Annotated in this window: 17 protein-coding genes and 1 riboswitch; of the genes, 6 read left to right on the forward strand and 11 right to left on the reverse strand. The window is 71.3% G+C overall.

The annotated features are described in order from the left end of the window. Positions 1–336 precede the first annotated feature (336 nt). Positions 337–2,112 carry a cholesterol oxidase substrate-binding domain-containing protein gene (locus tag ACFRCG_RS14395; RefSeq protein WP_380031399.1) on the forward strand — a complete coding sequence of 592 codons (1,776 nt, stop codon included), beginning with the start codon at positions 337–339 and terminating at the stop codon, positions 2,110–2,112. Here the strand turns inward: ACFRCG_RS14395 and ACFRCG_RS14400 are convergent. The 6 genes from ACFRCG_RS14400 to ACFRCG_RS14425 form a co-directional block, all read right to left on the reverse strand. Then, positions 2,104–2,601, reverse strand: coding sequence for a hypothetical protein (locus ACFRCG_RS14400; RefSeq protein ID WP_380031401.1), 498 nt, complete (start codon positions 2,599–2,601; stop codon positions 2,104–2,106). The genes ACFRCG_RS14395 and ACFRCG_RS14400 overlap by 9 nt on opposite strands. A gap of 424 nt (positions 2,602–3,025) precedes the next feature. Continuing rightward, the gene (locus ACFRCG_RS14405) at positions 3,026–3,775 is read right to left on the reverse strand and encodes a hypothetical protein (RefSeq protein WP_380031403.1); all 750 of its coding nucleotides are present in this window, start codon (positions 3,773–3,775) and stop codon (positions 3,026–3,028) included. A gap of 87 nt (positions 3,776–3,862) precedes the next feature. Further along, positions 3,863–5,227, reverse strand: coding sequence for a carotenoid oxygenase family protein (locus ACFRCG_RS14410; RefSeq protein ID WP_380031405.1), 1,365 nt, complete (start codon positions 5,225–5,227; stop codon positions 3,863–3,865). Between the two features lie 222 nt (positions 5,228–5,449). Next, the gene (locus tag ACFRCG_RS14415) at positions 5,450–6,517 is read right to left on the reverse strand and encodes a threonine aldolase family protein (RefSeq protein ID WP_380031407.1); all 1,068 of its coding nucleotides are present in this window, start codon (positions 6,515–6,517) and stop codon (positions 5,450–5,452) included. Beyond that, positions 6,499–7,200 (reverse strand): SDR family NAD(P)-dependent oxidoreductase, encoded by a 702-nt coding sequence (locus ACFRCG_RS14420; protein ID WP_379998318.1) that lies wholly within the window; start codon positions 7,198–7,200, stop codon positions 6,499–6,501. The genes ACFRCG_RS14415 and ACFRCG_RS14420 overlap by 19 nt, the downstream gene beginning before the upstream one ends. Positions 7,201–7,299: 99 nt before the next feature. Next, complete coding sequence (locus ACFRCG_RS14425) at positions 7,300–8,685, reverse strand: DUF6421 family protein (RefSeq protein ID WP_380031408.1); 1,386 nt, start codon at positions 8,683–8,685, stop codon at positions 7,300–7,302. Between the two features lie 359 nt (positions 8,686–9,044). Between ACFRCG_RS14425 and ACFRCG_RS14430 the strand changes: the two genes are divergently transcribed. After that, positions 9,045–10,457, forward strand: coding sequence for a nucleobase:cation symporter-2 family protein (locus ACFRCG_RS14430; protein ID WP_380031410.1), 1,413 nt, complete (start codon positions 9,045–9,047; stop codon positions 10,455–10,457). Between the two features lie 57 nt (positions 10,458–10,514). On the opposite strand, the gene ACFRCG_RS14435 is transcribed toward ACFRCG_RS14430, so the two are convergent. From ACFRCG_RS14435 to ACFRCG_RS14450, 4 genes are all read right to left on the reverse strand, one after another. Beyond that, complete coding sequence (locus ACFRCG_RS14435) at positions 10,515–11,240, reverse strand: transglycosylase family protein (RefSeq protein ID WP_380031412.1); 726 nt, start codon at positions 11,238–11,240, stop codon at positions 10,515–10,517. Then, a riboswitch (cyclic di-AMP (ydaO/yuaA leader) is annotated at positions 11,241–11,428 on the reverse strand. A 195-nt stretch (positions 11,429–11,623) separates the two neighbouring features. Next, positions 11,624–11,959 (reverse strand): EthD family reductase, encoded by a 336-nt coding sequence (locus tag ACFRCG_RS14440; protein ID WP_380031414.1) that lies wholly within the window; start codon positions 11,957–11,959, stop codon positions 11,624–11,626. 76 nt (positions 11,960–12,035) lie between these two features. Next, on the reverse strand, positions 12,036–12,899 hold the full coding sequence (locus ACFRCG_RS14445) for a phosphoenolpyruvate hydrolase family protein (protein ID WP_380031416.1): 864 nt from the start codon (positions 12,897–12,899) through the stop codon (positions 12,036–12,038). Between the two features lies 1 nt (position 12,900). Beyond that, positions 12,901–14,145 carry a Tm-1-like ATP-binding domain-containing protein gene (locus ACFRCG_RS14450; RefSeq protein ID WP_380031418.1) on the reverse strand — a complete coding sequence of 415 codons (1,245 nt, stop codon included), beginning with the start codon at positions 14,143–14,145 and terminating at the stop codon, positions 12,901–12,903. 157 nt (positions 14,146–14,302) lie between these two features. Between ACFRCG_RS14450 and ACFRCG_RS14455 the strand changes: the two genes are divergently transcribed. Further along, positions 14,303–15,088, forward strand: a complete 786-nt coding sequence (locus ACFRCG_RS14455; protein WP_380031420.1) for an SDR family NAD(P)-dependent oxidoreductase — start codon at positions 14,303–14,305, stop codon at positions 15,086–15,088. 67 nt (positions 15,089–15,155) lie between these two features. Here ACFRCG_RS14455 and ACFRCG_RS14460 read toward each other — a convergent pair whose 3' ends face one another. Then, positions 15,156–16,775 (reverse strand): PucR family transcriptional regulator, encoded by a 1,620-nt coding sequence (locus tag ACFRCG_RS14460; protein WP_380031422.1) that lies wholly within the window; start codon positions 16,773–16,775, stop codon positions 15,156–15,158. 302 nt (positions 16,776–17,077) lie between these two features. Between ACFRCG_RS14460 and ACFRCG_RS14465 the strand changes: the two genes are divergently transcribed. From ACFRCG_RS14465 to pucD, 3 genes are read left to right on the forward strand one after another with little or no spacing between them, the layout of a single operon-like run. Next, positions 17,078–17,962, forward strand: a complete 885-nt coding sequence (locus tag ACFRCG_RS14465; RefSeq protein WP_380031423.1) for an FAD binding domain-containing protein — start codon at positions 17,078–17,080, stop codon at positions 17,960–17,962. Then, entirely contained in the window at positions 17,959–18,459 is a 501-nt protein-coding gene (locus tag ACFRCG_RS14470; protein ID WP_380031425.1) for a (2Fe-2S)-binding protein, read from the forward strand. The genes ACFRCG_RS14465 and ACFRCG_RS14470 overlap by 4 nt, the downstream gene beginning before the upstream one ends. Before the next feature lie 4 nt (positions 18,460–18,463). Beyond that, on the forward strand, positions 18,464–20,830 hold the full coding sequence (gene pucD, locus ACFRCG_RS14475) for a xanthine dehydrogenase subunit D (RefSeq protein ID WP_380031427.1): 2,367 nt from the start codon (positions 18,464–18,466) through the stop codon (positions 20,828–20,830). Positions 20,831–20,950: the final 120 nt, after the last annotated feature.

The raw sequence follows: 20,950 nt of genomic DNA on the forward strand, positions 1-20,950 counted from the left end.
GATCCTCGACACGTGTCACCCACCTTTCGGTGTTGACTTGCGCGGCCCCCGGATGGACCCTCGGGCCAGCCGCGTCGCACCGTTCGACCGACCGGCCCCGGGTTTCGGAACCACCCCGAACCCGCCGCCTCGGCACGCCCGGCACGGCCCGCACCGGCACGGCATCGCACGGCGCCCGGATCCGTTTCTCCGCTCCCGCGCCGTGGTGTTCGACAGCACCGCTCCACCTCGCTCCTCGGCACGCAGCAGATCGATCTTCCGGAACCGGAGCCACCGATTCCGCATGTCGAATTCCCCCGGGCTGCAGGCCCTCGGGACGCCCCGAAAGGCATCCTGATGCCCCGACCGAACCACCCGAACCCGAACCGCCCGAACCCGAATCCCGGCCCCGACCCGAGCCCGTCCCGCCGCGCGGTGCTCGGCGGCCTCGCCGGCGCCGCGCTCGTCGCGGCACAGTGGACCCCCGTCGGCCTGATCCCCGCCGCAGGGGCCACCGCGCCGCCGGCCCCGCCCGACTTCCCGGCCGGCATCACGCTGGGCGTGCAGCAATACCGGAACTGGTCCGGGGAGATGCGCGCCGACGACGTCTGGACGGCGGTCCCCGCGCACCCCTCCGACGTGGTGACCCTGGCCAACTGGGCACGCGCCAAGGGCTATCGGCTCCGCCCGCGCGGCATGAGCCACAACTGGTCGCCGATCCTGATCCCGCCCGGCGCGGACACCTCGCGCACCCTGATGGTGGACACCACACGAAACCTGACCTCGCTGGTGATCAACCCGGGTTCGCCCACCACGGTCACCGTCGAGACCGGATGCAGCATCGAGCGCCTGCTGACCAAACTGGAGGAGGCCGGTCGCGGGATGATCGCCACCACCGCGCCGGGCAAGCTGAGCGTGGGTGGGGTGCTGGCCATCGGCGCACACGGCAGCGGCATCCCGACACCGGGCGAAACCCTGCCCCAGGGCGGCACTTACGGCACGTTGAGCAACCTGGTGACGGCACTGACGGCCGTGGTGTGGGATCCGGCGGCCGGCGCCTACGTCCTGAAGAGCTTCCGGCGCGACAACCCCGAGATCGGCCCCTTCCTGGTGCACCTGGGCCGGGCCTTCGTCACCGAGGTCACCCTCCAGACCAACACGAACCAACGGCTGCGCTGCCAGAACTTCTACCACGACCAGATCGGCACCCTGCTCGGCCCGCCCGGCGGCTCCGGCAGGAAACTCGCCGACTACCTGCGCGACTCCGGCCGGGTCGAGGTGATCTGGTTCCCGTTCACCACGGTGCCGTGGCTCAAGGTGTGGAGCGTCGCGCCGAGCAAGCCGTGGGTGTCGACCCAGATCAACGCGCCCTACCCGTACACGTTCGCCAACTTCGTCACCGAGGACCAGGCGAAGTTCCTCGCCGACATCGCCACCGGCAACGTCGGCGGCACCGAGGTGTTCACCAACGCGGAGATGGCGGTGGTCGGTTCGGGACTGATCGTGACCTGGACCTGGGACATCTGGGGTTGGTCGAAGAACACCCAGCTCTTCGTCGAACCGACCACGCTGCGCATCCACGAGGGCGGCTGGGCGGTGCTGACCGCGCGCGCGAACGTGCAACGGGTGCTCAACGAGTTCTTCACGCGCTACACGGGCCTGTTGAGCGCGTACAAGGCCAACGGACAGTATCCGTGCAACAGTCCGATCGAGTTGCGGGTGACCGGCGTGGACCGGGCGAGCGAGGTCGTGGTCGCGAACGCGGTCGAGCCGACCCTGTCCGCCGCCCGCCCGCGCCCCGACCATCCCGAATGGGACACCGTGGTCTGGCTCGACGTCGCCACCCTGCCCGGCACCCCCGCCAACCACGACTTCTACCGGGAGATGGACTCCTGGATCTGGGCCAACTACACCGGCGACTACGCCTGTGTCCGCCCGGAGTGGTCCAAGGGCTGGGCGTACGGCGCGGGCGGCGCCTGGACCGACACGGCCGCCGTGACCGGCCGCATCCCGAACGCGTTCCGCACGGGCCTGCCCACGACGGCGAACTTCGACACGGCCCGCGCCACCTTGAACAAGTACGACCCGAGTCGCGTCTTCGCCAACCCGTTCCTGGACGTGCTCCTACCCTGACCGCCCACCCAACCAGCCGTCATCCAGCGACCCGTTGTCGTCGTACACCACGAACTCCCGCTCCACCGAGGCGATCTCGTACCCGGCCAGGGCGGCCACCAGGTCCTTTGCGGCCCGGGTGGCCGCCACGTCCCCGACCCCGTGGCAGCGCTGCGTGACGAACCGCTCGGCCCGCCCGTCCACCCGCACCCGTCGCGCGTTGTACGACAGATGCGCCCCATGGCGCAGCACCTCGGCCGTCAACCCGCCCGACTCGGCGGCACCCTCGGCCAACACCAGCTTCACGTGATGCTCGAAATACATCCCGGGCCCGAGCTCGCGCGCCCGCGCGTCCGTCCGAGGCACCCCCGGATGCGACGGCGCCACCTCGATCTTGGTCCGCGTCACCCGATGCCCGCCCCGCGCCAACACATCGGCCAACTCCGCGGCCCGCTCCCGAGCCGCCGGCAGGGTGGTGGTGGCCCGCTCGGTGACCATAGGCTGCGACACGCTCCGCCCTCGCGCCAACACGATGTGCGTCACCCCGAGACCCGCCTCGGCGGCCCACCGAACCAACCCGTCCACATCCGGGGTCCCCACGGTGACGTGCGTCTCGAAAAGCCCGACCGCCGCACCGGGAAACCCCGCGCCATCAACCTCACCCGACCCGTACACGCGCCCATCCTCCCAGGTGGGAGCAGCACGAACGACGCAATAATCGACGGCACCCCGAGCGCACGGGTCCGCATAACGGCCCGCCGGTACCGGCGGCGGGGCTGTTCGGCTGCACGCTGGTCCGGACCGTCGGCGCCGCCGCCGGTTGGCCGATCGCATGGCGGGCCCTTCTCCGCGTGTTGCGCGCCCATCCCGATCCGGACGTGCGCGAGACGGCGTTGGCGGTGAGCACCGGACGCGAGTAGGCCGAACGGCCAGGTCAGCTCTGCTCGGTGCGCAAAAGCCGCAGGAACGCCTTGATGCCGGAGATGACTTCCTGGTTGTCCGTCAACCGGCTGATGGTGTCCTCGAAGCGGCGGCCGAGGGCGTCCACCTTGCGGTCCGCCTCCTGGAAGCGCCTCGTGGTGTCGGTCGCCGCGAAGACCGTCGTCTCCTTGAGCTGCTCGATGCTCTCCAGCAACTCCTTGGTGCGGGTCTCCAGGGCCTCGACCTTGGCCTTGAGCGCCGTGACGTCCTGGCTGACCGCGAGCACGTCGTCGCGGGGGTGGGTCACCTCGCGCAGCATGGTGCGCAGCCGCTGGGACAGGTGCTCCGCATACGCCTGACCGGGTCGAAACAGGGTGCTGAGCAGGTAGAACCCGGCGAACCAGTAGCCCACCACACCACCGGAGATCCAGGTGATCAGCGCGATCACCGCGGCGGAGAGCACGTGTGCGCCGATCGCGCCGCAGAGCAGTCGGCGGGCCATCCGCCGGGCCTCGACGTCACGCCCCTCCGGCACCGCCAGGCCCCGCTCCCGGCTGATCGCGATCTCCGTGATCACCCGCTGGGCCCGGAAGTACAGGTTCCACGGCGCGGTCAGCACCAGGATCAGCCAGAACAGACACACCGCCCCCGCCCCGAGCGAAAGCAGATCCGCCAGTGACGTGTCCTCGACGAAATACAGCACGATGCCCAACGCCGTCGTGCCGACGAACAGCAGAACCGCAAGCAGCCTGGTCGCACCCACCCGAATCGCACTCCCACCCCACCCGGCGCCCGGCCCTCCCGAGCACGCTGCTCGGACTGTAGAGCACGGAGATCACCGTGATCGGGTTCAGCCGTCGGCAACCGATCCGTCAGGGTCGGGAATCCACGAACCGTGGACGCCGGCCGGCACCCGGCGCGGCAGTTCGACGGCCGCGATCGGGGGCGCGGTGATCCTGCGCGCGTCCAGCACCAGCAACTCCGAGGCGTTTCGGGCAAGATCACCGACCACGGTGAGCAGGTAGCCGTCGTCCTCGGCGGTGCCACCCTCGGCCGGCACGAACACCGCCTCGCCGGGCATACGGTCGCGCCCCTGCCCGGCGATCCACCGCTCCCCGCTCACCCGGTCGTACTTGACGATCGCGTACTCGCGCAGCCCCGCCCCGGGAAAGGCCGACGCGTAGCCGAATCGGTGCGGCCGGCCCACCGCGCGGGCGTCGATCGTGGGGAACTCGACGACCAGCGAGTCCAGTTCCTGCTCGCCCGCGACACCCGAGGCCGGGTCCAGGATCCATCGGTGCGAGATCGCGCCGACCACGGGTGACTCGGGATAGCCGGGCGCGCCCACCCACCACCGCCAACTCGTCTCCCACGCGGCCCGATCGAACCTCGGCGCCTCCAGCACGATCCGACCGCGCGCGTCCTCGTACGCGTTGGCCACATGCAGCACCATCCCCGGCGACACCTCGAACCAGGTCGGCACGGCAGGGCCGGTGCGCGGCATCACGCCGATCCGGGGCGCGTAGGACTCACTCCAGCGGTAGGGCACACCGGAGGACTCGGCCGGGTTGAACACCACCGGCAGGTCGAGCCAGACCACATGACGTCGCGTCAGGCCGAAGTCGTGCATCAGCGAGGGCCCCGCGCCGCAGATCACCTCGCTGCGGATGATCCGCCCCCGGGGCGACGCGACGTGGTACGTGAGATACGGCGGGGTCGGCGAGTAGCCGAAGAAGTGCAGTTCGCCGGTGCCCGGATCGGTCTTGGGATGCGCGGTCATCGCGGTGGTCAGGCTTCCGGCGAAGTCGTACGGGCCCACCGTGTCCAACTCGCGGGTCACCTCGAACGGGAGGTTGGCCTCCTGGAGCGCGAGCAGCCGACCGGCGTGTTCGACGATGTGCGTGCCGGCGATGCTCGCGGTCAGGTCCACGCTGCCGTCCGCGCGCACGTACGGCGCGCCGTTCCACGCGGGGGTGCGCACCCACCGGTTGCGGTACCACTCGGCCCGACCGGCCCGCAGCCGGATGCCGTGCAGCATGCCGCTGCCCCGGAACCAGTGCGACGGCACGTCACCGGGTCGCGGGTTGTGCCCGTTGCGGATGTAGCGACCGTTCAGCTCCGGCGGAAGTGTGCCCCGGACCTTCAGGTCGCGCCGGTCGATCTCGTCGGCGACGGGTGCGAAGTGCTCGGCGAGGTAGGGCTTTCGCAGGTCCACGACGGCGCGCTCCGATCACCTGGGTCGGCGACTTTAGCACCTGCCGCCGTCGATCCGGCACCCGAGGCGAACACGCCCTCGCCGAGCCGTGCACCCCGAAAGAAGTCCGCAACCGGCCGGAAACCGGCACCACTTCGAGGTCGACCCGACAAAGTCCCGGCACTACGCGGAAGGCGGGCCGGGGCACCCGCCCCGACCCGCCCCCGCCGTGCGCCCGTTCGGCTAGCGCGCGCCCAATTCCTCGGCCAGCGCGGTCGCGAAGGCCTCGATGTCCGCCTCGGTGGTGTCGAAAGCCGTCATCCAGCGCACCTCGCCGATCGACTCGTCCCAGGTGTAGAACCGGAACCGCTTCTGCATCCGCTCGGTCACATCCGTCGGCAGCACCGCGAACACCGCGTTGGCCTGCGGCATCCGGGACAGCGTCACCCCGTCCAGGTCGGCGACCTTCTCGGCGAGCAGCGCCGCCATCGCGTTCGCGTGCCGCGCGTTGCGCAGCCACAGGTCGCCCGAGAGCAGCGCCTCGAACTGCACCGACACGAACCGCATCTTGGACGCGAGTTGCATCGCCGCCTTGCGCAGATACTTGATGCCGCGCGCCGCGTCCGGGTTGAGCACGACCACGGCCTCGCCGAACATCAGGCCGCTCTTGGTGCCGCCGAAGGACAACACGTCCACGCCCACGTCCGTGCTCAGCGCGCGCAGCGGCACGTCCAGCGCGGCGGCGGCGTTGGCCAGGCGCGAGCCGTCCAGGTGGGCGAGCATGCCGTGGTCGTGCGCGTGCGCGACCAACGCGGCGATCTCGTCCACCGTGTAGACCGTGCCCAGTTCGGTGCTTTCCGCGAAGGAGACCACCCGCGGTTGGGCCCGGTGTTCGTCGCCCCAGCCCCACGCGTGCGTGTCCACGAGTTCGGGGGTGAGCTTGCCGTCGGGGGTGGCCACGGTGAGCAGCTTCAGGCCCGCCACCTTCTCCGGCGCGCCGCACTCGTCCACGTTGATGTGCGCGGTGGCCGCGCAGATCACCGAGTCCCATCGGTCGGTCATCGACTGCAGGCCGACCACGTTGGCCCCGGTGCCGTTGAACACCGGGAACACCTCGGCGCGTTCGCCGAAGTGGGCGCGGAAGACCTCGGTCAGGTGCTCGGTGTAGACGTCCTCGCCGTAGGAGATCTGGTGTCCGCCGTTGGCCGTGCCGATGGCGGCCAACACCTCGGGATGTATGCCCGCGTAGTTGTCGCTGGCGAAACCGCGCGCATCGGGGTCGTGACGCGGGGTCAGGGGACGTTCAGGCACAGTCGTTTCCCGTTCAGGTCGATGGCCGGGGTGTTCCACAGACCCGCGATCTCGGCGGCGAGATCGGCGACGTCGGTGAATCCGGCGAACTTTGCGTTGGGGCGGGCCTCGCGCATCTCGTCGTTGACGAGCGCCTTGACCACCAGGATCGTGGCCGCCGCCTCGGTGTCGGTGAACGCGTCGGCGAGCGCGAGGGTCCAGGTCTCCGCCGCGGCCTTGGCGGCGGCGTAGCCCGCGTTGCCCTGGGTCGGCTGTCCGGCCGCGGCGGCGGAGATCAGTACGAACCGGCCGCGCGGGCTGCGCGCGAGCGCCTCGTGGAAGGCCAGCGTGGTGTGCTGGAGGGTCCGTACGAGCAGGTTGTGCAGCAGGGCCCAGTCGTCGAGCGAGTTGTCGCCGAACTTCTTGCCGCCGCGCCAGCCGCCGACCAGGTGCACCAGCCCGTCCACCCGGCCGTGCTCGCGCTCGACCTCCTCCGCCCAGCGGCGGGTGGCGTCCGGGTCGAGCAGGTCCACCACCGCGCCGTGTGCTCCGGGCGCGGCGTCCACGCTCGCCCGCAATCGTTCGGCGTTCGCGTCCGCGCCGTACACCCGGGCGCCGGCGCCGACCAGCCGTTCGAGCACCGCTCGCCCGGTGGGTCCACCCGCGCCCGCGACCGCGATCACCGCGCCTTCGAGACCGTTCATCACTGCGACTCCTCGTTCACGTGCCGTTCGTCCTGCCCCGTACCCCGGTGGGCGCCTGCCGCACCCATCACGTCGGTCGCGTCCGTCGCATGCGCACGGTCACGACACCGCGGCCTCCCGCTCGGGCGCCTCGATCGGGCCCGCCGGCGGGGCGTCGGCGGTGATCCCGCGCGTGGACGCGATCACGTCGCGCAGCCGCCGGTTCAGCGCCTCGTAGAACATGCTCAGCGGGAACTCGTCGGGCAGCACCGCGTCCACGAGCGCCTTCGGCGGGCCGTCCATCGGCAGCGCGGCGGTCCCCTTGGCCCACACCGACCCCGGGTGCGACGGCACATACTCGGCGACCAACCGGTAGCCGGCCAGCCAGTGGCCGACCTTCGACCGGTCGACACCCTCGCGGTAGAGCCGGTCCACCTCGTCGAACAGACCGAGCACCGCGTCGGTGATCCGGTCCCAGTCGATGGTGAGCCGGTTGTCCGACCAGTCGAGCACACCCGCGCGGTGCAGGTAGGCGAACAACAGCTGCCCGCCGAGCCCGTCGTAGTTGCGCACCCGCCCACCGGTGACCGGGAAGCGGAACAAGCGGTCGAAGATCACCGCGTAGCGCACCAGCGGCGCGGTCGGCTCGCCCTCCGCGGACAGCGCGACCGCCTCGCGGAACGCGGTCAGGTCGCAGCGCAGCTCCTCCAGGGCGTACATCCAGAACGGCATGCGCTGCTTGATCATGAACGGGTCGAACGGCATGTGCCCGCGCATGTGGCTGCGGTCGTGGATCAGGTCCCACAACACGAACGCGTTCTGGGCGAGCTGCTGGCTCTCGACCAACGCCTGTGCCTCCGGCGGCAGTTCCAGGCCGAGGGTGTCCGCCGCGGCGGTACCGACCCGGCGGAAGCGGGCCGCCTCGCGGTCGCAGAAGATGCCGCCCCAGGTGAACCTGGGGACCTCGCGGACGGCCACGGTCTCGGGGAAGAGCACCGCCGAGTCGGTGTCGTATCCGTCGGTGAAGTCGACGAACGCGAGCGGCACGAACATCGCGTTGTCGTAGCGCGTCGCCTCCAGGTCGGCCAGCCACTGCGGCCACACCACGCGCAGCAGGACCGCCTCGACGTTGCGGTTCGGATTGCCGTTCTGGGTGGTCATCGGGAAGACCACCAGGTGCTCCAGACCGTCCCGCCGGTTCTGCTCGGGGCGGAAGGCGACCAGCGAGTCCAGGAAGTCCGGACGAGCGAAGTCGGCCTCGGCCCAGCGGTGGAAATCGGCCACGACGGCGTCGAGGTAGGCCTCGTCGTACGGGAACAGCGGGGCGAGCGCCGCGATGGCGGCGGTGATGTCGGCGACCAGGAGACGGGCCGCGGCGTGCCCGGACGGCTCGATCGAGCCGTCCTTGGCCTGAAGCGGACGCAGGTCGGAAACGGCTTCCTTGAGCACCGGCCACTGTGGGTGGTCGACGGCGGTACGGACGGCTACGCGGGTCATGTCGGACATGAAACCCCCTCAGGGAAACGCAGGAACCACGGCCAGGCGAACCTATGTCAAAAGAATTTCACGTGGCAAGGCCGATTCAAACGCAATCTTATCGTCTCCAGTGCGTTTTGCCCGAATAAGTTGAGAATGCGATCACTGGTTCACCGACCGAGCCGCCGACAGCTGTGGCTATTGACCGCCGATCCGACCCCTCCCTACAGTCTCGTTCTGTTCAACGGAATGTTGATTCCGCATCACGAAAACGGTCGGTCGGGGGAACGCCCCGGATCCGCATCCACTCCCGCTGCCCGAACCTGCGATCCCGTACGCCAATGGGCCGGACCGTCCCCGCGACGGCACCCGCATGTGGAGGCACGGACATGGGCTGGAAAATCACCGGAAGATCCGCGCAGGCGACCACGCATCCCGTCGACGAGGTCCTGCCGCCCGGGCGCATGCTGGTCGGCGCCCTGCAACATGTGGCCACCATGTACGCCGGCGTCGCCGCCCCGCCGCTGATCATCGGCGGCGCGCTCGGCCTGCCCCCCGCCGAGACGACCACGCTGCTGGGCGCGAGCCTGCTGATCGCGGGCCTGGCCACGCTGCTCCAAACGATCGGCTTCTGGCGGATCGGCTCGCGACTGCCGTTCGTCAACGGCGTCACCTTCGCGGTGGTCTCGCCGATCCTGGCGGTGGCCGCGGCCAAGCAGGACGCGACACTGCCGGTGATCTTCGGCTCGACCATCGTCGCCGGCGTGTTCTGCTTCGTGCTCGCCCCGGTCTTTTGCCGACTGGTCCGCTTCTTCCCGCCGGTGGTCGGCGGGACGGTGATCACCCTGATCGGCGTGTCCCTGCTGCCGGTGGCGGGCAACTGGGCGCAGGGCGGCGACCGGAAGGCGGCCGACTACGGCTCGATGACCAACCTGGGCCTCGCCGCCGCGACGCTGGTGGCGATCCTGGTCCTGCATCGGGTGCTGACCGGATTCGCGCAGCGCGTCGCGATCCTGCTCGGGCTGCTCGTCGGCACGCTACTGGCCATCCCGTTCGACCGGGTGGACGGGGACGCGCTGAGCGGGCTCGCGGTGTTCGAGGTGCCGCGGCCCTTCGCCTTCGGGGCACCGCAGTTCGACGTATCGGTGACCGTGTCGATGCTCGTGGTGATGATCGTGTGCATGACCGAGTCGACGGCCGACATCATCGCGCTGAGCGAGGTGGTGGACAAACCCGCCGACGACCGCACCATCGCGGGCGGGCTGCGTGCCGACGGCCTGGCCACCGCGTTCGGCGGCGTGTTCAACGGCTTTGCCTGCACCGCCTTCGCGCAGAACATCGGACTGGTCGCGCTGACCCGGATCCGCAGCCGGTTCGTGGTCGCGGTCTGCGGCGGCTTCCTGGTCCTGATGGGCCTGATGCCGATCGTCGGCGGCCTGGTCGCGCTGGTCCCGCAGCCCGTGCTCGGCGGCGCGGGCGTGGTCCTGTTCGGCACCGTCGCGGTGGCCGGCATCCGCACTCTGGGCAAGGCCGATCTGAACGCCGGCTCCAATGCGCTGATCGTGGCGGTCGCCCTGGCGTTCGGCGTCTTCCCGATCGCGTTCCCGGACTTCTACCACGCGTTCCCGGAGAAGGTCGCCATGATCGCCGAGTCCGGCATCTCGGCAGGGTCGATCATCGCGGTCGTGCTCAACCTGCTGCTCAACCACACCGGCCGCGCGGGCGGCAAGGCTCCCGCCGAACCCACCGACCCCGCCGTCACGTTGCCGGCCCAGTCCGCCCAACAGCCCACCCGAGCATGACCACATGCACGTGGGCCCCGCCGAAGTGTTCGGCGGGGCCCACGTGGTGAGGGTGGATCAGACGGCGAGCTTGGTGCCCACGGCGATCACGTTCGGGTTGTCGCCGATGACACCGGCGTTGGCCGTGTGCAGGGCCTTGTAGCCGCCCTTGACACCGAGCTTGGCCGCGATCGCGGACAGCGTGTCACCGGACTTGACGGTGTAGGTGCCGGAGCCCGACGCCCGCTCGGTCGCGGCCGACTTCGGCGCGTCCTGCTTGGCGACGTCCTGCTTGGGCTGCACGTTGAGCTTCGGCGCGTTGCCGGTCGCGGGCTTGGCCTCGGACGCCGGCGCGGCCTTCGGCTCGACCGAGGACTTGGTCTTGCCGGTGGTCGAGGACTCGGCCGTGGCGTTGGGGTTGCCGCCCTTGCCCAGACCGGCCTTCACGGAGCAGACCGGCCAGGCGCCCGGGCCCTGGCTCGCCAGGACCCGCTCGGCGACGGCGATCTGCTGCGCCTTGGAAGCCTGCGCGGCGCTGGCCGCGTACTGGCTGCCGCCGAACGCGTTCCAGGTGCTCGGGGTGAACTGCAGACCGCCGGAGAAGCCGTTGCCCGTGTTGATGCTCCAGTTGCCGGTGCTCTCGCACTGGGCGACCGAGTCCCAGGTGGACGAAGTCGCGGCGTTCGCGCTGCCCGCCATGCCCACGAGGGGAAGGACGAGACCCGCACCGGCGGCGACGGCGATGCCGGCGCGACGGCCACGAGAGAGCGAACGAACCGGAGCGGTGATGGCACGGAAGGTCATTGATTACCTCGTCGGGCGCCTACGAAGTTAGCTGTCGGGTTCGGACGATTGGCCCGGCCTCGCCTGTCACAGGCATGGCTTCACCCCAGGCATCGGCAGTGCCGATGTCGGCTCACTTGGTTCCCCCGCTCCTGCCGCCAGTCGATATCGACTGCTTCCCTCGGGCGGCGGCAGGATTCGGCGTACCGCCCGGGGAGTTCGCTTGTGCGAACAACCACGAAGCTACGCACCGGTTCGCCGGGTTGGCAAACATTTCGGGCGGTTTGTGACGTCCCCCATAGGGAGGAATAACACCTATTTGCCCGATTTGTCGCCGTCCTTGCAGGTCACGGTCCGGCGTACGCGGTGCGCGGCCGCGTGGTCACGCGTGCGTCAGCGACGGGCTATTCCGTCGCGGGCAGCTCTACCGGAACCACTACCCATTCCTCGTCCCAGAGGAACGTCGCGCCGCCGGTCGCGAAATTGGGCACATCGGCCACCGTGGCCCGCCCCTCGGGCGAATCCAGCACCGCCTCGAGTTCCGCGCGCGAGGGCGCGTACAGCGCGACCACCAGGTAATAGGGCGGCTCCGCGCCGGACGGATCCGGCTCGCACTTGCCGATGGTCCAGCCGGTCAGTCCCGGCATGGTGCGCGCCAGTGGGACGTGCTTGTCCCAGTAATAGGCGTCGAACGCCGCCGGGTCGTCGGGGTGGCCGTAGAGCACGGTCAACTTGTACATGCCGGGTCCTCACGCTCGTGATGGTCGGACGGACGGACGTGCGCTTGCGCCACGCGTTGGCTGCCGGGGGCGTGGGTTACGGATGGGCCGGAGTGTCGCCCGCCGTGGCGACGCCCCCACTCGGAGTGATGCTCTTGAACGCCCGCGCCTGCTCGGTGATGGCCACCTCGGTCGGCAGGCGCTCCATGCTGGAGGCGCCGAAGAAGCCGACCACGCCGGTGGTGTGGGCCAGGACGTACGCCGCGTCCTCGGGTTCGGCGATCGGCCCGCCGTGGCACAGCACCAGCACGTCGGGGTTGACCTCCGCGGCCGCGTCGCGCATCTCCTGCACCCGCTCCACCGCCTGATCGAGGGTGACCGCGGTGGTCGCGCCGATGCTGCCCTTGGTGGTCAGCCCCAGGTGCGGGACCAGCACGTCGGCGCCGGCCGCCGCCATCGCGCGGGCCTGCTCGGGGTCGAAGACGTACGGCGCCGTGAGCAGACCGCGCTCCGCCGCCAGCCGGATCATCTCCACCTCCAGGTCGTAGCCCATCCCGGTCTCCTCCAGGTTCTGCCGGAAGACACCGTCGAACAGGCCGACCGTCGGGAAGTTCTGCACTCCCGCGAAGCCCATGGCCGCGAGTCGGTCCAGGAAGTGCGGCATGATCCGGAACGGATCGGTGCCGCACACCCCCGCGAGGACCGGGGTACTGCGCACCACCGGCAGCACCTCGCCCGCCATCTCCACCACGATCGCGTTGGCGTCGCCGTACGGCAGCAGTCCCGCCAACGAACCCCGGCCGGCCATGCGATAGCGGCCCGAGTTGTAGATGATGATCAGGTCCACACCCCCGGCCTCGGCGCACTTGGCGGACAATCCGGTGCCCGCGCCCGCGCCGATCACGACGCCGCCCTGCTCGACCGTCGTGCGCAGTCGGCCCCGCGCCTCGCGTCCGTTCATCTCAGTCCACGTGTCCCTTCGTGATCAATTCGTGCAATCGATCCGCCGCCGCCTTGGCGAACGCCGGATCGTTGATGTCCGTCGCGACCTCGCGCACCTCGACGGCGGTCCCGTCGAGGCCGGCGCGCAGCGCGTCGAACAACGCCGTATCGGCGTCGGAATCGTAGAAGGGTCCGCCCTCGACGTCGATCGCCGAGACTCCGCGCAGCGGCAGGTACAGCGCGGTGGGCCCGGTCGCGTCGATCAGTTTGGCCGCGATCCGCCGTCCCAGTTCGGCGTTTTCGGCCGGTGTGGTGCGCATCAGCGTCACTGTCGGGTTGTGCACGTACAACAGCCGGTCCTCGAAGCGAGGCGGAACGGTGTCGCGGGGGCCGAAGTTGACCATGTCCAGCGCGCCCACGCTGACCACCTGTGGCAAGCCCATCCGCCCGGCCGCGGTCAGCCGTCGCGGCCCCGCGCTGAGCACCCCGCCGACCAGGTCGTCGGCCAACTCGGTGGTGGTCAGATCGAGGACCCCCGCCAGGAAGCCGCCCTCGGCCAGGTTCTCCATCGACCGGCCGCCGGCCCCGGTGGCGTGGAACACCAGTACCTCGTAGCCCAGTTCGTTGAGCCGCTCGCGCGCCGCGTCCACCGCGGGGGTGGTCACCCCGAACTGGGTCGCGGCCACCAGCGGTCGGCCCTCGCCGGTCACCCCGGCGACCGCCGCGCGGTCCTCGGCGTAGCCGCCGGCCATGCCCGCGATCGCGTCCGCCGCGTTGCCCAGGATGCGTTCGGAGAGCCGGTTGATCCCGGCGATGTCCACGACGCTGTACATCATCGTCACGTCCACCGCGCCGACGTACGGCGACACGTCGCCCGCCGCCATCGTGGACACCAGCAGCTTGGGCACGCCCACCGGCAGCGCGCGCATCGCGTGGGACGCGATCGCCGAGCCGCCCGAGCCGCCCATCGCGAGCACCCCGTCCACCCGTCCCTGCTCGAAGAGTTCGCGCAGGATCGAGGCCGCGCCCTCGGCCATCGCGGTGGTCGCCGCGCCCCGGTCGGCGCGGGTGCGCAGGTCCTCCAAATCGGTGCCCGCCGCGGCCGCGACCTCGCCCGCCTGTACATCGGCCTGGGCCAACGAGTCGCCCAGGACGCCGACGTTCATCAGCAGGACCTCGGCGCCTCTGGCCCGCAGCCGGTAGGCCAGCCACGCGTATTCGGACCCCTTGGTGTCCAGCGTTCCGATCAGTACGACGGTGGGCATCGGTGCCTCCGGTGGTGTCGGTACGGCTTGCCGGGTTGACGCTTCGGCGGCGAACGGCCGCGCACAGTAACCCAACCGGATGATCATGGCAATGCAAAGCACCGTGCGATAGGACGGGTGGCGAGTCGCGGATTTCACGCACGGGAAAGGGGTGTCGATGGCGGAGGAACCGGACGCACGGGTCGCAATCGTCGCGGGAGCCGGAGCGGGCATCGGGCGCGCGTCGGCATTGGCGCTGGCCCGCGACGGCGCGGACCTGGTGCTGGCCGCCCGCCGCCCCGAACCGCTGCGCGAACTCGCGGACGAGATCCGACAGCTGACGGGCCGTCGGGTGCTCGCGGTGCCGACCGACCTGGCCGACCAGGACGCCTGCCGCGCTCTGGTGGACACCGCGGCCCGGGAGTCGGGCCGGGTGGACGTGGTGGTGAACGTGGCGACGTACAACCCGGCGGGACGTCTGGAGGAGTTGGACCCGGACGAGTTCCGGCGCGCTTTCGAGCTCAACGTGCTGGGCGTACTGGCCGTCTCCCGGGCCGCTTTGCCCCATCTGCGCGCGGTCGGCGGCGGGTCGATCGTGCAGATCTCCTCGGAGGCGCCGCGCGCGAAGCTCGTCGGGCTGGGCGCTTACGCGGCGACCAAGGCCGCGATGGAGGTGGCCTCCGGGGTGCTGGCCAAGGAGGTCGGGCCGGACGGCATCCGGGTCAACGTGGTCGTCGCGGGCTACACCGAGAACGCCAAACTCGCCGGGTACATCGCCGACATCGCCGCGCGCCGGGAGGTGCCGGAGAGCGAGGTGCGGGCCGAGCTGACCCGGTCCTCGGCGCTGCGCCGGATCACCCGTCCCGAGGACATCGCCGACGCGGTCGCCTTCCTGGCCTCCGACCGGGCCCGGGCGATCACCGGCACGGTCGTCCCGGTCACGTCGGGGGTCTCCTTCGGCTGACCCGGCCGACCCGATTTCGACGCGTGTGCGGGTAACTCGGGCGGCCGGTATGCCCGCTCGCGCCCGCTCAGCGCAGCCGCAGCGCCAGGAAGAAGTCCACCTTGTCCTCCAGACGAGCCAACTGACGCCCGGTCAGCTCCTCGATCCGGCCGATCCGATAGCGCAGCGTGTTCACGTGTACGTGCAATCGCGCGGCACACCTGGTCCACGACCCGTCGCAGTCCAAAAACACCTCCAACGTGCCGATCAGATCCGCCTGATGGCTCGCGTCGTACGCCCGCAGCGGTTCCAGCAAGCGGCCCCGGAAGGCCCGGCGCACGTCCTCGGGCACCGCGGCCAACAGCGCCACGTGCGAGGCGAGTTCGGCGTGCCCGACCACCTCGATCCGGCCCGTCCTGGTCCCGGCGATCCGGCCCGCGTGCCAGGCCTCCTCCAGGGCGCCGCGCAGCGCGTCGGCGCGGGCCACCCGGGCGCTCACCCCGATGTGCGCCCGCAGGTCGTCCGTCGCGGGCCCGTCCAACGCGGCCAGCCGCTCGCGCAGCAGGCCCGTGGTGGGATCCGGCTCCGCGCCGTCCCGGTCGTCCCCGCTCTCGCACGAGATCAGCGCCACCGCGCCGGTGCCCGCCGCCGACACCAGGGCGGGCGTCGGCCGATCCGCCAACGCCTCCTCCAGGAGCACCCGGGCCAGCCGGGGTGCGTCGCGCACGGGCACGTCGGGCAGCGTGAGGGTGACGAACTGCCGGTGCCACGTGTCGCCCCCGTCCGGCTCGGCCACCCGCAGGCGCGTCGCCACCTCCAACGGATCGGCGCCGGTCGCGAGCAGGTTCAGCACGTCCTCGGCCAGGCGTCGGGTGTGCCGGCGACCGTCCTCGACCCGCTCCCGGCCCACCGAGACCAGCCGGACCAGTTCGCCCAGCAGCGCCTGGTGCCGGTCGGGCCAGTCGCTCACGTCGTCCTCGACCGCCAGGAACCAGTCGCCCCACGCGTCCGGGTCGGCCGCCCCGCCCGCCTCGGGCACCGGCAGCAGCGAGAACGAGCGCCCGTCGACCCGGTGCCGGAACGGCACCCGGGCCCGGCGCTCGCGGGCGGCGAAGTGCGCGCGGGCCAGCTTGATCCGCGACCCCGGCGCCAGGTCCGGCCCGCCGGCGGCGGCCTGCCGCCCGGTCAGCGAGAGCACCCAGCAGTGGATGTCGATGTCGGCCGCGACCAGCCCGAGCACCCCGTCCAGCCCGGCCCCGCCGGCCGCCGCCTGGACCAGGCGCCGATGCCGGTCGACCACCGCGGTCAGGTCGTCGGCCCGCTCGGCGGAGATCCGCCGGACCACGAACTCGGTCAGGTGGGCGAAGGACAACTCCTCCTCGACCGCGAACAGCGGCAGGTGGTGCCGCTCGCAGGCGTCCACCAGATCGGCCGGGATGGCGCCGATCTCGGCCTCCCCCGCGGCAAGCGCGGTGGCGCCGCCCCGGGTCAGCACCCGGACGAAGCGGTCCGAGTCCGCCGGACCCGAGCGCCAGCCCATCCCGGTCAGCACCAGGGCCCCGGCGGTCAGGTAGCGGCTGGGGTCGTGCAGGTCGGTGGTCATCACCGCGCGCACCGTACGATCCAACTCCCCCTCGCCCACCAGCAGACGGATGCCGGCTATGCCGACGCCGGTCGTGCCATCGCCGAGAAGCGCGCGCAGTCGCATCGACGGCCCCCTCTCGATCGAGCCGGCCGCGGCGTCGGCCGCGCGGCGGATCCGTCATACCGGTTCGGCGACCGGACGAACACTTGGAGAAAAGTACGGGAACACCGCCCGTGTGACACGCCTGGGTCATGTCTTTGGTGGGTACTCACAGTGACCCGCGTCTCGGTGTACTGGTGCGCACCCTCCCCTCCACAAAAACGACCGGTCACGAAACGACCGGTCACCACACCCCGAGCGACGCGCCCCCCGCGACGGGTACAAGGACGGTAGGGCCATACGCAAGGCAGAAGGAGACACCCGACATGGAATTCCTGCGGCCCGCGACGTGGGAGGAGGCGCTCGCCGTCAAGGCGCAGCACCCGTCCGCGGTCCCGATCGCCGGTGGCACCGACGTGATGGTCGAGCTGAACTTCGACCGGCGCCGCCCCGATGCCCTGGTGGACCTCAACCGGATCCGCGAGTTGCACGAATGGCGGATCGAGGACGACGACACGGTGCGTCTGGGCGCCTGCGTACCGTACGCGCGGATCATCGAGTCGCTGCACGACCGGCTGCCGGGGTTGTCCCTCGGCGCACGCACCGTCGGCTCACCGCAGATCCGCAACCGGGGTTCGGTCGGCGGCAACCTCGGCGGCGCCTCGCCGGCGGGCGACGCGCACCCGCCGCTGCTCGCCTCGGGCGCCACGGTGGAGGCGGCGTCGGTGCGCGGCACCCGGCTGATCCCGATCGACGACTTCTATCTCGGGGTCAAGCGCAACGCGCTGGAGGCGGACGAGCTGATCCGGGCGATCCACATCCCGTCGGCGACCGGGCCGCAGCAGTTCGCCAAGATCGGCACCCGCAACGCGATGGTGATCGCGGTCTGCTCGTTCGCGGTCGCGCTGCACCCGCGCACCCGGGACGTGCGCACCGGGATCGGCTCCGCCGCGCCCACCCCGCGCCGGGCGCGCGAGGCGGAGGAGTTCATCCGGGCCGAACTCGACGAGAGCGGCCTGTGGACCTCCGGCGGCGAACTGCCGCAGGCCACCGCGCGGCGCTTCGGCGAACTGGTGGCGGTGGCCGCCGCGCCGATCGACGACGTGCGCGGGTCGGCCGCGTACCGGCGCCACGCGCTGGCCGTCATGGCACGCCGAACCCTGCTCTGGACCTGGAACGACCACCGCACCACCGGGAGGGCCGCCGCATGAGGGTCACATTCACCGTGAACGGCCGCCCGACCGAGGCGGACGACGTGTGGGAGGGCGAAAGCCTGCTCTACGTCCTGCGCGAGCGGGTCGGGCTGCCCGGGTCCAAGAACGCGTGCGAGCAGGGCGAGTGCGGCTCGTGCACGGTCTATCTCGACGGCGCCCCGGTGTGCGCGTGTCTGGTCGCCGCCGGACAGGTGCAGGATCGTGAGGTCGGCACGGTCGAGGGACTGGCCGACGGGGACACGCTGGATCCGGTCCAGCAGGCGTTCGTGGACGCGGGCGCGGTGCAGTGCGGGTTCTGCACGCCGGGCCTGCTGGTCCAGACGCACGACCTGCTGAACCGGGCGCACCACCCCTCCGACGCGGAGATCCGCGAGGCGCTGTCCGGCAATCTGTGTCGCTGTACGGGCTACGAGAAGATCATGGACGCGGTCCGGTTGGCGGCCGCGCGCAGGGCCGACGCGCGCGGTACGGCCCCGGCCGGTTCGGAGGGCTGACGCCATGGCCGGTCCGACCATGCCGAAGAACCTGCTCGACGTCGCCGCGCCCGGTCGGGACGGCATCGGCGCGTCGCCACTGCGGCCCGACGGGATCCTCAAGGTCAAGGGCGACTTCGCCTACGCCTCGGACCTGTGGCACGAGGACATGTTGTGGGGCACGACGCTGCGCAGTCCGCACGCCCGGGCCCGGATCCGGTCCCTGGACGTGTCCGCGGCGCTGGCCCTGCCGGGGGTGTACGCGGTGCTCACCCACGAGGACATCCCCGGCAGCAGGTTCTACGGCCTGGAGATCGCCGATCAGCCGGTCCTCGCCATCGACGAGGTGCGCTTCCACGGCGAGCCGATCGCGATCGTGGCCGCCGACCACCCCGAGACCGCGCGGCGCGCGGCGGCCCGAATCGTGGTGGACTACGACGTGCTGCCGGCGATCGGACCGGTCGAGGCGCTGGATCCGGAGCGCTACGGCTACGTGCACGCGCCGGCCGACTACAAGGCGCACGCCTTCGGCAACATCGTGCACAGCCAACACATCCACCACGGCGACGGGGACTCGGCGAAGGTACGCGCACGGGCCGATGTGATCGTGCGCGGCGAGTACGAGGTCGGCATGCAGGACCAGGCGTTCCTGGGCCCGGAGTCGGGGCTCGCGGTGCCCGCCGAGGACGGCGGGATCGATCTGTACATCGCCACCCAGTGGTTGCACGTGGACCGGCAGCAGTTGTGCCCGGTGCTCGGTCTGCCGCCGGAGAAGGTGCGACTGACGCTGGCCGGCGTCGGCGGCGCGTTCGGCGGGCGCGAGGACATCTCGATGCAGGTGCACGCGTGTCTGCTCGCGCAGTACACCGGCAAGCCGGTGAAGATCGTCTACAACCGCGAGGAGTCGTTCTTCGGCCACGTGCACCGCCACCCGGCGACGATGGTCTTCGAGCACGGCGCCACGCGGGACGGCCGGTTGGTGTTCGTCCGGGCGGAAATCGTGCTGGACGGCGGCGCGTACGCCTCCTCCTCCCCCGCCGTGGTCGGCAACGCGGCCTCGCTGGGGATCGGTCCGTACGTGATCCCGAACGCCTCGATCGACGCGACCGCGGTGTACACGAACAACCCGCCGTGCGGTGCGATGCGCGGCTTCGGCGCGGTTCAGATGTGCTTCGGCTACGAGAGCCAGATGGACCGGCTGGCCGCGGAACTGGGCCTGGATCCGGTGGAGTTGCGCCGGCTGAACGCGATGGAGCAGGGCTCGGTGCTGCCCACCGGGCAGGTCGTGGACGCGCCCGCGCCGGTGGCCGAACTGCTGCGCCGGGTCGAGGCGATGCCGCTGCCGGCGGCGGAGCACCGGCACACCGGCGACGGTGTGGACGTGCGCGAGCTGCCGGGCGGGGTCTCCAACAGCACGCACGGCGAGGGCGTCGTGCGCGGGATCGGCTACGGGGTCGGGATCAAGAACGTCGGCTTCTCCGAGGGCTTCGACGACTACTCCACCGCGCGGGTCCGGCTGGAGGTGGTGAACGGCGCGCCGGTCGCGCTGGTGCACACCGCGATGGCCGAGGTGGGCCAGGGCGGCGTCACGGTGCACGCGCAGATCGTGCGCACCGAGTTGGGCGTGGACCTGGTGACCATCGCGCCGGCCGATACACGGGTGGGCTCCGCCGGGTCGACCTCCGCGTCGCGGCAGACGTACATGACGGGCGGGGCGGTCAAGCTGGCCGCCGAGGCGGTGCGCGGCACGGTGTTCGAGCGCGGCCGGCTCCGTCACGGCTGGCCGGCCGATCTCGTGGCGGGCCTGCGCCTGGTCGGCGGCAAGGTGGTCGATCGCGCCGACGCGGTGGTCGCCGACCTGGTCGACCTGCTCGGCGACGAACCCGCGGACGAGACCGTCGAGTTCCGGCACCGCCCCACCCAGGCGTTCGACCGGACCACCGGACAGGGCTTCGGACACGTCCAGTACACCTTCTGCGCACACCGCGCGGTGGTGGACGTGGACGTGGAACTGGGCCTGGTCAAGGTGGTCGAGCTGGCCGCCGCACAGGACGTCGGCAAGGCGATGAACCCGCTCGCGGTGCTCGGCCAGATCCACGGCGGCAGCACCCAGGGGCTGGGCCTGGCGGTGATGGAGGAGATCGTGGTCGCCGAGGGGCGGGTGCGCAATCCGTCCTTCACGGACTACCTGATCCCCACCATCCTCGACACCCCGCCGATGCCGGTGGATCTCCTCGAACTGGCCGACCCGCACGCCCCGTACGGGCTGCGCGGCGCCGGCGAGGCACCCACGTTGTCCGCGACGCCCGCGATCGTCGCGGCGATTCGCGCGGCGACCGGCCTGGCCCTGAACCGGGTGCCGGTCCGGCCGGAACACCTCACCGGGCTCTGAGACACCGTCAGTTCCCGTTCTCATCACCGTAGTACGGTCCCGGCGGCGGCGCAGACGCGGCCCCCGGGGCCGGACCGGCTCGACCCCGCGCGGCCGATCGCCGCGCCGTCGAGCGGACGC

This window comes from Embleya sp. NPDC056575 (assembly GCF_042793325.1).
Classification (GTDB): Bacteria; Actinomycetota; Actinomycetes; order Streptomycetales; family Streptomycetaceae; genus Embleya.

Coding starts and splice junctions, on each gene's coding strand:
- ACFRCG_RS14395 (WP_380031399.1), top strand. CDS start 337: ATGCCCCGACCGAACCACCCGAACCCGAACCGCCCGAACCCGAATCCC.
- ACFRCG_RS14420 (WP_379998318.1), bottom strand. CDS start 7,200: ATGAACGGTCTCGAAGGCGCGGTGATCGCGGTCGCGGGCGCGGGTGGA.
- ACFRCG_RS14425 (WP_380031408.1), bottom strand. CDS start 8,685: ATGTCCGACATGACCCGCGTAGCCGTCCGTACCGCCGTCGACCACCCA.
- ACFRCG_RS14430 (WP_380031410.1), top strand. CDS start 9,045: ATGGGCTGGAAAATCACCGGAAGATCCGCGCAGGCGACCACGCATCCC.
- ACFRCG_RS14435 (WP_380031412.1), bottom strand. CDS start 11,240: ATGACCTTCCGTGCCATCACCGCTCCGGTTCGTTCGCTCTCTCGTGGC.
- ACFRCG_RS14440 (WP_380031414.1), bottom strand. CDS start 11,959: ATGTACAAGTTGACCGTGCTCTACGGCCACCCCGACGACCCGGCGGCG.
- ACFRCG_RS14445 (WP_380031416.1), bottom strand. CDS start 12,899: ATGAACGGACGCGAGGCGCGGGGCCGACTGCGCACGACGGTCGAGCAG.
- ACFRCG_RS14450 (WP_380031418.1), bottom strand. CDS start 14,145: ATGCCCACCGTCGTACTGATCGGAACGCTGGACACCAAGGGGTCCGAA.
- ACFRCG_RS14455 (WP_380031420.1), top strand. CDS start 14,303: ATGGCGGAGGAACCGGACGCACGGGTCGCAATCGTCGCGGGAGCCGGA.
- ACFRCG_RS14460 (WP_380031422.1), bottom strand. CDS start 16,775: ATGCGACTGCGCGCGCTTCTCGGCGATGGCACGACCGGCGTCGGCATA.
- ACFRCG_RS14465 (WP_380031423.1), top strand. CDS start 17,078: ATGGAATTCCTGCGGCCCGCGACGTGGGAGGAGGCGCTCGCCGTCAAG.
- ACFRCG_RS14470 (WP_380031425.1), top strand. CDS start 17,959: ATGAGGGTCACATTCACCGTGAACGGCCGCCCGACCGAGGCGGACGAC.
- pucD (WP_380031427.1), top strand. CDS start 18,464: ATGGCCGGTCCGACCATGCCGAAGAACCTGCTCGACGTCGCCGCGCCC.